The organism is Bacillus sp. ISL-41 (assembly GCF_018613235.1).
Taxonomy (GTDB): domain Bacteria; phylum Bacillota; class Bacilli; order Bacillales; family Cytobacillaceae; genus Mesobacillus.
This window is the reverse complement of sequence record NZ_JAGGQP010000038.1, coordinates 16881-29398: the sequence shown is the minus strand read 5'-3', so window position 1 is coordinate 29398 and position 12518 is coordinate 16881. Positions and strand designations below refer to the sequence as shown.

The following is a 12518-nucleotide window of genomic DNA, read 5'->3' as shown; positions in this document are numbered from 1 at the left end:
TGATCCAGAAGGATTAACCGCCTTTTTGTTGAATTCCTTATTAAACAAACGAAGCAGGATTGTTGAAGAAGAAAAGAGGAACTTGTTGGGGGAGTATATATTATGAGTACATTTGTTTATATGGTGAGACACGGTGAATCGCCAAAAGAAGGTAATGAAAGAACAAGAGGACTAACTGAAAAAGGTTATTTAGATGCTCAGAGAGTGACTGACATATTGATAAATGAAGAAATTGATGTAGTTGCTTCAAGTCCATACATACGCTCAATTTTAACTGTCGAAAGTTTAGCTCAGCAAATAGGTGAAGAAGTTTTAGTGTTTGAAGATTTAAAAGAGAGAATATTTTCTTCTGAAGCCAATCGTCTTTCTGATAAAGAATTAGGTCCACTTTTGGAAAAGTCATTTTCCGAATCTGATTTCTCTTTAGAGGGAGGAGAATCAAATGCTGATTGTCAAAAAAGAGCTATAAAAGTCTTAAAAGAACTTTTAAAAACTTTTAGAGATAACAAAATACTAATAGGTACTCACGGAGCTGTTATGACCTTGATGATGGGATATTTCGATTCTTCTTTTGACTTAAACTTTTTACATAGCACATCAAAGCCTGATATTTATAGAATGGAATTCATTGAAAAGGAATTAGTGAAGGTTCAAAGACTATGGGAGTAGGTGTTAACTAATAAAAATTACTTTTCATTCTAAAACTGAGGGGTTGCGTTGACCAGGAAGAATCAACCGCCTTTTTTGTTAAACTCCTTATTGAACAAACGGTCCAGAAGGGTTTAATAAGGATCAAATTGTTGGTGATTTTTTTGTGGACTTTTCTCTCTTATGAGTAAAGTCCTTTTTATGTTTTAGTAAAAAACAATGATAATCAGTAAAAATATATTGAATATCAATAAATATTGTAATAATATGGTTGTAAACAAAATGAATGAGGTGCCTTATGAAACGAGGAACAATAACCTTTTTAAAATTAGCTGTGTGTATTATTGCCATTTTAATTTTAAGCTTATGTATCTTTGCATTACCTTCACTTGCTGAATATACAGCAAGTATGTATCCAGAGTTTGCATTTTTAAAATATCCTGTTCTAATTGGGTTGTACTTTTCAGCGATACCATTTTTCTTCGCTTTGTACCAGTCATACAATCTTTTAGATGTTATAAAGAACAAAAAAGCCTTTTCAGAATTAGGCGTTATGCCGTTAAGACATATTATGGTTTGTGCAATCACAATATCGGTACTATATGTAATAGGAATTGTTATAATGGCTGTCTTGAACGCTTTGCATCCTGGCATAGCTATTATAGGTATTACAATAATATTTGCCAGTCTAATTATTGCGTACTTTTCGGCTGTTCTACAGCATTTGTTAAGTAGTGCGATTGAATTAAAATCAGAAAATGAATTAACTATTTAAGGTGGTAAAATGGCTATTATAATTAATATTGATGTAATGCTAGCTAAAAGAAAAATGAGTGTTACCGAACTTTCGGAAAAGGTAGGAATAACAATGGCTAATCTTTCAATTTTGAAAAATGGAAAAGCAAAAGCTATTAGATTCTCAACTTTAGAAGGAATTTGCGAGGCTTTAAATTGTCAACCTGGTGATATTTTAGAATATACAAAAGAAGAGACAAATTCATAAAGGTTTTGAAGTTTTACACTTAACTTACGGGAGCTAAGCTTAGGAATAATAATGGAACTGCTGCTCAATACCCTTTATAAAAAAAGGGACAGCATTCCTGTATTAGATGAAAAATGGATAAGCTTGTGAACTAATGTACTTAAACATAAGGGTGCGTTAATCCAAGAAGGATTGGCGGCCTTTTTTGTTAAATTCCTTATTGAACGGTGCAGTTTAATTGAATGAAGGAGCCATTGATATAAGCACGATTAGTGGCTGTTTTTTTGACTTAAAGACGAGCTGTAAATAGAAAAAGTATAATCCGGGCTTCGAATCAGACGTGTTCATGACTTCTTTTCGATATGTATCTGAACTTCTGTCAGAATGTTCTCAACAATATAATCAGGCTGTAAATTGGTAATATCAGTTAGCAGGAGATCCATCATCGGACCAACAGCCCTATAGTTATTATCTGTAAGCCATGATTGAATAAATGATTATATTTCTCCAAAGGTGTCTTTTCCTGAATATTGACTATCAGCAATCAGAAGAAACACCGATTCCAATGTACAGGTTTTATATGTGTGCAGAAGATCTGGCCAGATTCGGCTCGCTATATGCCAATGAAGGTAAATGGAAGGGGAACAAATCATTCCTGAAGAGTGGATTGAGGCAAGCTTTACAGCTTATTCTGAAATAAACGATGTAGACCAATTTACTGGTCACGGTTATTTATGGTGGCTAGACAGCGAGAATCAACCAACCTCACAATGGGCAGTTAGATCAAGGGGACAATTTATTGTCGTAGACCGAGAAAACAAGATTTCTCTTGCATTGATGAACAATACTGGGACTTCTCCCTTAGGAGTTTTTTGGTACCGCAATTTTAACGGAGGGGAAGAACCTCATTCCGAGGCCAGGAAAATATATGAGATTGTAAAAAGCAGTGTATTGAATCAGTAGTTTTCCCTCTATATACATTAAAAAAAGTCCTTGAAATCGAGGGCTTTTTTCCACTTTGGCAACAATTAATTTATAACCCTACCTTCTTGTTTGCTTATGTAGTTATTTATAACGAGATCTTTACTACACAGTACAAATATACTGTTCAGAAGGAAATAAGGACGAATCTCATAAATTGGTGAATTTCATTCTTCAGTGAACGGGTGCTTTACTTTAACAAATAATACAACAGAAAGGAGCTAGGATTTTTCAGACCCTAGCTCCTTCTTTATTGCTAAATAAGTATGAGGTTTTGTTTACTCATTCATATGTGAAATGCGTTGTTATTTGCTATGCTTTTTTCTATTTTTCACTTCAAAAGAGAACCTGTCACTAAGAAGGGAGCAAAGTGTTATTTAAGCCTCAAGGCTTGCCATTGGTCCGAAGAATTCGAAGTGAATTCTGTCTTCTGTTACGCCAAGATCCTTTAACGCTGCGTTGATTGCTTTCATGAATGGTACTGGTCCGCAGAAATAGAAGTCAGCTTGAGCAAGATCAACATTTTCTTTTAGCCATTCTTTTGTAATATAGCCTTCCTCATCAAAGCTGTTGTTTTCACGGTCTTCTTCAGTTGGCTGGTCGTAGAATACGACTGAATTCACCTTTGCTTTTGCAGCTGTTGCTGCAACTTCGTCTTTCAGTGCATGGACTTTGCCGTTCTGAGCTGCATGGATGAAGGTAACTTCTTTTTCCGGCTGCAGTTCTGCTACTGTGTTCAGCATGCTGACCATCGGAGTCAGGCCAACTCCGCCGCTTAACAGGACAACTGGAGTATCTTTTTCTGTATCGAGGAAGAAGTCACCTGCTGGTGCGCTGATCTGAAGGACTTCTCCTTCTTCTACGGTATTGTGAAGGTAATTGGATACCTTTCCGTCCGGAGTTTCCATTCCAGCTTCCTTTTTAACGCTGATACGGTAATAGTCTTTTCCAGGAGCATCTGACAAGCTGTACTGACGGATATGCGTGAAATCTTCCCCTTCGATTTCGAGCTTGATGCTGATATACTGTCCTGGCTTGAAGGAAGCGATAGCCCTTCCATCAACCGGCTTCAGGTAAAAAGAAGTGATGACTTCACTTTCCTCAATCTTTTTCGCAACAATAAATGGACGGAAGTCTTTCCAGCCGCCTTTTTGGTTTGCAGCTGCATCATACATTTCCGCTTCCACAGAGATGAACGCGTCCGCAATCACTCCATAAGCATCTGCCCATGCGTTGATGATTTCATCTGTAGCCGCATCTCCAAGAACTTCTTTGATCGCAATCAGCAAATGCTTCCCAACAATCGGGTAATGCTCAGGCAGGATGCCAAGACTGCGGTGCTTATGAGCGATCTGGTTTACAACCGGAAGGATCGCTTCAAGGTTGTCGATATATTTGGCAGCAGCATAGACAGTTCCAGCCAAGGCTCTTTGCTGTCTGCCCTGCTTTTGGTTCGCATGGTTAAAAATATTCAAAAGCTCTGGATGATTTTCAAACATTGTTTTATAGAATACTGTTGTGATTTGCTCACCGTGAACTTCAAGAACCGGCACAGTGGATTTAATGATTTCAATCGTTTTTTGATCTAGCATAATATACACTCCCCTATGTTTATATCTTCTCGTTGAGGTTTGTTTACCTCATTCCCATAGTGATTATAATAAATTATGTTGGAAGACTAAGTGATTCAAATCACACTATTGTAAAATAGTGCTTTTCAACTAGGGTTTTTCACTTACATTCGCACTAAATCAAGTCATTAAAGAGGCAAAAGTGCCATTTCACCCGAAACATGGGGGTAAAGAGCGATTAAAGCCTTCCATAAAAGAGCGGCAACACTTTTTTATAGCGGAAAATTCATTTTTATAGCGACTTTTTTATTTTTATAGCGACTTTTTAAGTTTTATAGCGAAAATCAAATTTTTATAGCGAATTGGAAAATTACGCTGATTTTTTCCAGTTCCAAAAAATAAAAGCACTGCCCAAGCAGTGCTTTCCGCCAGTCTAGAATTCAAACCGTTCTTCAAAAACAGTAACTTCCTTCAATCTCTTCCTGTTCAATTCAAAGCCGATGCCAGGGCTCTCTGGCAGCTTGATCATTCCGTTTTCCACTTTGATTTCTGGCTCAATGATATCCTGCTCCCAATAACGGTCTGAGCCTGAGATATCACCTGGAATCGTAAAGCCTGGGAGCGATGCGAGAGCGATATTATGTGCTCTGGAAATGCCAAACTCAATCATCCCGCCGGCCCAGACTGGAATCCCTTTAGCAGCACAATAGTCATGGATCCGTTTCGCTTCGCCAAGTCCGCCGACCCGGCCGATTTTAATATTGATGATCCCACAGCTGCCTAACTCCACTGCTTTCCTTGCATCATCAAAAGTAACGATGCTTTCATCAAGGCATATTGGTGTCTCAATCTGCCCCTGCAGCTTGGCATGGTCAACAATGTCATCAAAACCAAGCGGCTGCTCGATCATCAGCAAACCGAACGCATCCAGTGCCTTTAAACGGTCCACATCCTCCAGAGAGTAGGCCGAGTTGGCATCCGCCATTAACGGCAGATCAGGATACTCTTTACGAATTCCTGATATATATTGATAATCACTTTCTGGACTGATTTTTACCTTAACCCGTTTGAATCCTTGCTCTAGATAGACTTCTATTTGTTTCAGTGCCTCAGGCAAATTTGGATTGGCTACAACGACACCTGCAGGGATGGCTTCCATCGTTCCGCCCATCAGCGTGGATAACGGAACACCTTCCTTCTTAGCATGCAAATCCCAGAGCGCTGTTTCGAGCGCAGCCTTTGCCATATGGTTTCTGCGCACGAAACTGAACAAGTTGATAGCTTGGTCAGGATGACTAATCCCCTTCTCTTTCAAAAGAGGAATTAAAAAATCCTTTAGCATATGGTATGAAGTCTGCACGGTTTCCTCGGTATACCATGGAGAGGAAAAGGCTACACCCTCTCCATATCCGATAAAACCGTGCCGGTCTTCAACCTCAACGATGATCGCTTCTCTCTCCGTAACAAAGCCCAAATGGGTAGTGAAAGGGTGCTTCAACGGCATTTTGATGATGGCTAATTTAACGGTTTTAATATCCACTGCCATTACCTTCAGCTTCGAGCCACTCGCGCAGTTTACGCCTTAATAATTTCTTCGCGGCATTCCTTGGCAGGTTGTCAACAAAGTAGATTCTTTTCGGTAGCTTGTATTTTGCGAGTTTCGCTTCACAAAGAGCCAGCAACACATCTTCTGATACGCCAGGATCGCTTTTCACAATAAAAGCCACTGGCACCTGTCCCCATTTCTCATCTTGTGCTCCGATCACACCGGCATCAGCAACACCAGGGTGGGAAAGCAGGATGCCTTCGATTTCTGCTGGATAGATATTTTCACCGCCTGAAATGATCAAATCGGAACGGCGGTCAAGGACATAAAGAAAACCATCGCCGTCAATATAGCCTATATCACCGGTATGAAGCCATCTTTCCCGGATTTTATCAGCAGTTTCATCGGGACGGTTCAGGTATCCGATGGTTACGTTCGGCCCTTTGACGACAATCTCTCCCTCTGCACCTGAAGGAACCTCCTGGCCATCACCATCGACAATCCTGATTTGGTTAGGGAACAGAGCTTTACCCGCAGACCCAAGTCGTTCAATGCTATATTCAGGTGATAATGTCGCAAACTGTGATGAAGTTTCGGTCATGCCATAGGTCTGGAATACAGGGATTTCTTTTTCGAGACAGGACTCCAGCAAAGGAAGCGGTGCAGGCCCTCCCCCAAGTAGCATGCAGCGGAAAGATTCCGGCAATCTTCCTGTTCCCAGTTCTTCAAGGATCTGTCTCAACATCGTGCTGACAACAGACATGATGGTTATATTGTATCGCTCGATATCCTTGATTACCTTTTTTTCGTTAAAAAAAGAATGCAAAACAACTGGCATGCCATATATCTGGCTCCTCATCAAAATAGAGTAGCCGCTGATATGGAAGATAGGGACTGTGCAAAGCCATTTATCATGTCCATGCAGACCGAGATTGAGTGCAGATGCATTCGCACTCCACCAATGGTTGCCATATGTTTGCATGACTCCTTTCGGATTGCCGGTCGTTCCTGATGTATACATTAATGTCGTTACGCTGTTCATGTCGTATTCTTCAAGGATGGAAACGGTCTTTTCCTGCAGCTGGCTCCATTCATCTGAGCTGATTTTTCTTATATCAGAATTAATCTCTGATACTTTGTCATCAAAGCGGTGCTCATATACGAGCACCTTCGCTTCACTGTCATCAAGCTGCCATGAAAGCTCCTCTGGAGTAAGACGATTATTCAAAATAACCGCCCTTATTCCAGCCATTTGCAAGGCATATAAAATAAACACAGACTCAGCCTGATTGGAAAACAGCACAGCCGCGGTTTCACCTGTTTGAAGATCGAGTGCGTCCAGTTTGCCAGCATAAGCTTTCGCTTTTTCAAAAACTTGCTTGAAGGTATATGTTTTTCCTTCGAAAATCAGTGCTTCGCGGTCTGGAGACAGTTCTGCACGTTTTTTCAGCCAGTTAGGCATGGTTTCAGTCATGGATGTCACCTCTCTCTACATACTAAAACAGCTTGATGGAAGTCCATCAAGCTGTGTGTAAATAAGAAAAGTGCAAGCGCCTTGGTCAGCCCCGACAAGCGCTGGAGGGCCGGCCGGTGAAGTCATTTTGTGACTTCATTGGGCGGACCGAACTCGAAAAGCCTAGGCGACTGCCAAACTCCGACAAGCGCTGGAGGGCCTGACAGTGAAGTCGTTCTTTGACTTCATTGGCAGGACCGAAGCGTCTCGAGGAGTTAGGAGCCGAGCTAGACAAGCGACTCAAGGGGCTAGGCGCTGGAACTAGACACAAATCTTAGTGTAAAAGGTTAGACTTTCTTTTAGTGCATTAAAATCAAGGGAATCTTGGGAACTGGCCGAAGTCTGGCTTGCGCTTTTCCTTGAACGCATCGCGGCCTTCTTTTGCTTCTTCAGTTGTGTAGTAAAGCAATGTTGCATCTCCAGCCATTTGCTGAAGTCCTGCAAGACCATCAGTATCAGCGTTCATTGCAGCTTTCAAGAAACGAAGTGCTGTCGGGCTCTTCTCAAGGATTTCCTCACACCACTTGAGTGTTTCTTCTTCAACCTGATCAAGAGGTACAACTGTGTTGACAAGACCCATGTCCAAAGCTTCCTGGGCATTATACTGTCGGCATAAGAACCAGATTTCACGAGCTTTTTTATGGCCAACAATTCTTGCCAGGTAACCAGAACCGTAACCAGCATCAAAGCTTCCTACTTTAGGGCCTGTCTGGCCGAAGATTGCATTATCAGCTGCGATTGTAAGGTCACATACGACATGAAGCACATGGCCGCCGCCGATTGCATAACCTTTTACCTGAGCGATAACTGGTTTAGGAATTACACGGATCAAACGCTGAAGGTCAAGGACATTCAAACGAGGAATCTCATCTTCACCAACGTAGCCGCCATGTCCGCGGACTTTCTGGTCTCCGCCGGAGCAGAATGCATCGTCTCCAGCACCAGTAAGCACGATGACGCCAACACTTGAATCATCACGAGCATAAGCAAATGCGTCGATCATTTCCATAACCGTTTTAGGACGGAAAGCGTTGCGCACTTCCGGGCGGTTAATAGTGATTCTGGCAATGCCATTATATGTTTCATAAAGAATATCTTCATACTTGCGTTCTGAAACCCATTCTACTGTCATCAAGACAACCTCCTATTATGTATTCGACAAAAACTCACTTACTATTGTACCAAATTTTTCACGTTCTTCCACATGAATTGCATGGCCGCAGCCATTTATCGTCAAATGTGTCGGATTTCGGAGTCTGGAAGCTATGTCTGTGGCTATTTTACAGAACTTTTCATCGAACTCTCCCGTAATCAAAAGTGTCTCAAAATTAAAATTCTCCAGCTTGTCCCACCAGGATGGTTGGGCACCTGTTCCCATTCCCCTCAGGCTGTTTGCCAATCCGGCAGGATCATTCCTCAGCCTTTGACTTCTTATTTGTTCCCTTACTTCTTTAGGAAGATTCAACTGTGAGCGAAATAACGGGATGGATTCCCAGAAATCAATGAATCTCTCCAGGCCCTCATTCTCGATTCTATTTGCCAGCTTGTGATCCTGCTGTATCCTCGCATCACGGTCCTCAGGATTGATCAAGCCTGGTGTCGTGCTTTCAAGAACCAGCTTCCTTACTCTCTCAGGAAACAGACTCGCAAACGTAATCGCCGTCCGGCCGCCCATTGAGTATCCAAGGAAGTCCGCTTGCTCAATGCCAAGCTGGTCTAACAGCTCCTTCAAATCGATTGCGGCGTTCTTGATGTCATATCGCTCCATATCGCCAGGCGATTCGGTCTCCCCATGTCCAATAAGGTCGACCATCAGCAGCTGGGAATGCTGCCCCCATATAGGACAAAACGGCTTCCAAGTAGAAGCCGCTCCTGTAAAACCATGAAGCAGCACAAGAGGAAAACCATCGCCGCATTGCTCGACATTATATCGTACGCCGTTGATCATGGTCTTCATTTTGTGTCACCTTTTAGCATAGTAGTTATTTCCCGGGAAACAGAATTCCACAAATCTCGATGTTCCTTTAGGTTGGAATCCCTCGTAGTCCTGATTTCCATCACTTTTAAGCCGCCAATCTCTTGGTTTTTGGCAAAAGTATCTGAAAAATGCTCCCAATCTTGGATTAAATCATATTTCCCTTTGTACATTTCGACAACATGGCTGAAATCCAGGTCCAATGGTGTACCGAAAAGCTTTTCAAAATGCTTCGGTTCCTTTGCTTGAGGGAGGAAAGAGAAGATTCCGCCGCCATTATTGTTGATCAGCATAATATTGATATCGATATTATATAATTTTGAAGCCAATAAACCGTTCATGTCGTGGTAGAATGTGAGATCGCCCAATACAAGGTAGCATGGCTGCGATACACTGGCCACCCCAAGTGCAGTAGAGACGATTCCGTCTATACCATTCGCTCCCCTGTTTGCCATCACCTTGATTTTCTTTTTATTTAAAAGGAAGAATGAATCAAGATCCCTGATTGGCATGCTGTTGCCGACAAATAAGGTTGAGCCTTCCGGAAGCATTTCAGTAAGCTGTTGAAAAAGTTTACCTTCACTTAATTCCTCAACCTGGGAAATTGCCGATAATTGTTCTTTGGCTAGTTCATTTACTGTAAGCCACTTATTCAAGTAATCAGATTTATCTGCTTGTGCAGCGTTCTCGGCAATTTTTTTACAAAATAAAGCCTCGTTACAATAGAACATATCTGAAGCTGACATTGTAGGCTCCCGCCAGCCTGCACCGCTGTCGACCACGAATTGACGGGCATTGCGGTTTTCTTTTATAAAAATAGTCAGAGCTTTAGAGATTGGCATGGCTCCGAAGCGGATAATCACATCAGGCTTCAATGCTTCCTTCGCTTCTTCATTCCTTAAAAAAGCATCATAGGCATCAACGATGTATTGTCCTTCATGCTCTCCACTGCGCAATTGTGACAGAGGATCAGCAATGATCGGAAATTGTAGTCTTTTAGCAAGGGCAATGACTTCTTCTGTAAATTCGCTGTTGTCGAGCTGTCCGCAGACAATGATTCCTTTTTTATAGGAAGCGATATCCTCACTGATTGCGGAAAAGGTTTGGTCAGATAAACTGAGATGGCCTGTCTCGATTTCCACATAACCGCCAACTCGTTCAGGCAGTTCGAACAGGTTTTCATCCATTATCGGAATCAATGGTTCCCTGAACGGGAAATTCAAATGGACAGGTCCTTGCGGATAGCTAGCAGCCGTTGCCGCTGCCCTGCCGCAAACGGTCCGGGCATAGCGGATCATATCCTCCGTTTTTTCCGGGGGTGCCATTTCGACAAACCATTTTACATTTTTTCCGTAAAGATGGATCTGGTCAATTGCCTGAGGCGCACCGACATCACGCAATTCATGCGGACGGTCTGCTGTCAGGACAATCAACGGAATCCTTGAAATACTGGCTTCAATTACTGCTGGATAATAGTTCGCCGCAGCCGTACCTGATGTACAAAGCAAAGCGACGGGCTTATGGGTGGCCTTCGCAATCCCAAGCGCAAAAAATGATGCAGATCGCTCATCAACTTGGATATGGATGCGCAAATCTGGGTGCTCAGCCATAACCAGTGCCATTGGCGTTGACCTTGAGCCAGGACTGATGACAACATCCCTTACACCTGTTTTCGATAATTCCGCAACGAATGCTGCGATATAAGCTGTTAAACCTTCCTGGTGGCTCATTTGATCTTTCCTCCAAGTGCTGTAAGCATCGGCCTGAACTTGATGCTAGTTTCTTTATATTCACTTTCGGCATTTGAATCTGCTACGATCCCACATCCGGCAAATAGCGATGCTTCATTCCCCTGAATCAGGCCTGAGCGGATCGCTACGGCAAATTCTCCATTTCCCTTATAATCCATCCAGCCAACAGGTGCGGCATAAAGGCCTCTGTCCAAAAGTTCAATTCCCCTGATCTTCTCAATCGCCGCCTGCTTTGGCAGCCCGCCCAATGCAGGTGTCGGGTGAAGTCTTTCCACTAAATGAAGAAGTGATGTTCCTTCACGATTTTTCCCGATTACAGGTGTATACAAATGCTGGATATATTTCATTTTCATCAAAACAGGCTGTTCAGGAAGAATTACCTGATCACAGGTTTCTTCCATTGCTCCCTTGATCATATCCACCACATATTGATGCTCAATCAAGTTTTTCTGGTCAGTTAAAAGTTCTTTGCCCAGCTTTTCATCTTCTTCAGGAGTGCTGCCCCTGGCGATCGATCCTGCCAGACAGGCTGAAAACAAGCTCGCTCCATCCTTCTTGACCAGTCTCTCGGGAGAAGCGCCAATAAAGCAGTCACCATTGGATTCAAAGGCAAATGTAAAGCTTTCTTGTTGATTCTCCAAAAGATTCGCCAATACACTTTCTGCCTGGACTTCATCTTTAAAATGAAGACGAAGCTCCCTCGCAAGCACAACTTTCTTCAGTTCGCTATTTTCAAAACCGTCTACAACATCCGTTACTGTCTGCTTCCACGCCTCAGGATCGATTTCGATAATATCCTTTAGATCAAGCCTGGCTAGCGCTGGTTTCTGTCCAGCCTTCGAGAGAACCTCTTCCCTCTCCCTAGTGACTTTATCAAATAGTGACATATCATCATGCTGGGTGCAGACTACATTGGTTGTAAAATAAGCCTCTCCCTTTACAATCGTCAGCATATATTTTGGTATGTGGAAAAGAGCTTCCGAAAATTTCGACCATAATCCCGTCTTCTTTTTCAGAGGATCAAAGGTAAATCCACCAAGCATCGATGGCCCCGTTCCATTTATATTATATTTATTAAAAACCAATGCCGTATCCATGAAGCGCTTCCACTCTTTTTCAACATGAAAAAAGCGGTCAGCTCCCTGATCCGACTGTATTTGTCCGCATATACCCAATCCAATTAGATAGTGTTCGCCTTCAGGATCCTTCCAGAAAAAGCGTTCTCCAAAAAACTTTTCCCTGCCTGAAGCAAAAAAATAAAAAGGATCTATACGATTTATTTTATGGACCTCGCTGACCAAAACCGACTGAGATTGTCCTTTTGCCCGCTCAATCGCCTCAAGAATTCCTTGTCTAAGTTCCGTTTCCTGAATGGCAACCAAAATTATCCCCCCAATAACAGCCTCTCATCTGTTATCACACGTTTTAAAGCTTATTTTAAGATACACCTCATACACCACGATGTCAACGATGGCGGGCTTTCCTAACCTTTTATCATCCTTATTGTATATATTGCACGCAGACAGCTGAGGCAATCTGGAAAAACCATCC

11 protein-coding genes are annotated in these 12518 nt (G+C 42.3%); 4 read left to right on the top strand and 7 right to left on the bottom strand.

The window, feature by feature from the left end:
• Positions 1-102: 102 nt before the first annotated feature.
• From J7I80_RS19525 to J7I80_RS19510, 4 genes are all read left to right on the top strand, one after another.
• Positions 103-669 carry a histidine phosphatase family protein gene (locus J7I80_RS19525; protein ID WP_214740540.1) on the top strand — a complete coding sequence of 189 codons (567 nt, stop codon included), beginning with the start codon at positions 103-105 and terminating at the stop codon, positions 667-669.
• A 277-nt stretch (positions 670-946) separates the two neighbouring features.
• On the top strand, positions 947-1423 hold the full coding sequence (locus J7I80_RS19520) for a DUF2975 domain-containing protein (RefSeq protein WP_214740538.1): 477 nt from the start codon (positions 947-949) through the stop codon (positions 1421-1423).
• A 9-nt stretch (positions 1424-1432) separates the two neighbouring features.
• Positions 1433-1651, top strand: coding sequence for a helix-turn-helix domain-containing protein (locus J7I80_RS19515; protein ID WP_214740536.1), 219 nt, complete (start codon positions 1433-1435; stop codon positions 1649-1651).
• Positions 1652-2263: 612 nt separating this feature from the next.
• A complete protein-coding gene (locus tag J7I80_RS19510; RefSeq protein ID WP_214740534.1) occupies positions 2264-2593 on the top strand; it encodes a hypothetical protein in 330 nt (109 codons plus the stop codon).
• A 395-nt stretch (positions 2594-2988) separates the two neighbouring features.
• On the opposite strand, the gene hmpA is transcribed toward J7I80_RS19510, so the two are convergent.
• From hmpA to J7I80_RS19475, 7 genes are all read right to left on the bottom strand, one after another.
• On the bottom strand, positions 2989-4203 hold the full coding sequence (gene hmpA / locus J7I80_RS19505) for an NO-inducible flavohemoprotein (protein ID WP_214740532.1): 1215 nt from the start codon (positions 4201-4203) through the stop codon (positions 2989-2991).
• Between the two features lie 412 nt (positions 4204-4615).
• A complete protein-coding gene (gene menC, locus J7I80_RS19500) occupies positions 4616-5722 on the bottom strand; it encodes an o-succinylbenzoate synthase (protein WP_214740530.1) in 1107 nt (368 codons plus the stop codon).
• Positions 5712-7202, bottom strand: coding sequence for an o-succinylbenzoate--CoA ligase (locus tag J7I80_RS19495; protein ID WP_214740528.1), 1491 nt, complete (start codon positions 7200-7202; stop codon positions 5712-5714). The genes menC and J7I80_RS19495 overlap by 11 nt, the downstream gene beginning before the upstream one ends.
• A 352-nt stretch (positions 7203-7554) precedes the next feature.
• Entirely contained in the window at positions 7555-8373 is an 819-nt protein-coding gene (menB, locus tag J7I80_RS19490; protein ID WP_192473565.1) for a 1,4-dihydroxy-2-naphthoyl-CoA synthase, read from the bottom strand.
• Positions 8374-8388: 15 nt separating this feature from the next.
• Positions 8389-9198, bottom strand: coding sequence for a 2-succinyl-6-hydroxy-2,4-cyclohexadiene-1-carboxylate synthase (gene menH / locus J7I80_RS19485; RefSeq protein WP_214740526.1), 810 nt, complete (start codon positions 9196-9198; stop codon positions 8389-8391).
• Complete coding sequence (gene menD / locus J7I80_RS19480; RefSeq protein WP_214740525.1) at positions 9195-10946, bottom strand: 2-succinyl-5-enolpyruvyl-6-hydroxy-3-cyclohexene-1-carboxylic-acid synthase; 1752 nt, start codon at positions 10944-10946, stop codon at positions 9195-9197. The genes menH and menD overlap by 4 nt, the downstream gene beginning before the upstream one ends.
• Positions 10943-12349: an isochorismate synthase gene (locus J7I80_RS19475; RefSeq protein WP_214740523.1), complete on the bottom strand. Its 1407-nt coding sequence runs from the start codon at positions 12347-12349 to the stop codon at positions 10943-10945. The genes menD and J7I80_RS19475 overlap by 4 nt, the downstream gene beginning before the upstream one ends.
• Positions 12350-12518 lie beyond the last annotated feature (169 nt).

Excerpts from the sequence above, each read along its gene's own strand:
- menH (WP_214740526.1), bottom strand. The coding sequence starts at position 9,198 with ATGAAGACCATGATCAACGGCGTACGATATAATGTCGAGCAATGCGGC.
- hmpA (WP_214740532.1), bottom strand. The coding sequence starts at position 4,203 with ATGCTAGATCAAAAAACGATTGAAATCATTAAATCCACTGTGCCGGTT.
- J7I80_RS19520 (WP_214740538.1), top strand. The coding sequence starts at position 947 with ATGAAACGAGGAACAATAACCTTTTTAAAATTAGCTGTGTGTATTATT.
- J7I80_RS19525 (WP_214740540.1), top strand. The coding sequence starts at position 103 with ATGAGTACATTTGTTTATATGGTGAGACACGGTGAATCGCCAAAAGAA.
- menB (WP_192473565.1), bottom strand. The coding sequence starts at position 8,373 with ATGACAGTAGAATGGGTTTCAGAACGCAAGTATGAAGATATTCTTTAT.
- J7I80_RS19515 (WP_214740536.1), top strand. The coding sequence starts at position 1,433 with ATGGCTATTATAATTAATATTGATGTAATGCTAGCTAAAAGAAAAATG.
- J7I80_RS19495 (WP_214740528.1), bottom strand. The coding sequence starts at position 7,202 with ATGACTGAAACCATGCCTAACTGGCTGAAAAAACGTGCAGAACTGTCT.
- menD (WP_214740525.1), bottom strand. The coding sequence starts at position 10,946 with ATGAGCCACCAGGAAGGTTTAACAGCTTATATCGCAGCATTCGTTGCG.
- J7I80_RS19510 (WP_214740534.1), top strand. The coding sequence starts at position 2,264 with ATGGAAGGGGAACAAATCATTCCTGAAGAGTGGATTGAGGCAAGCTTT.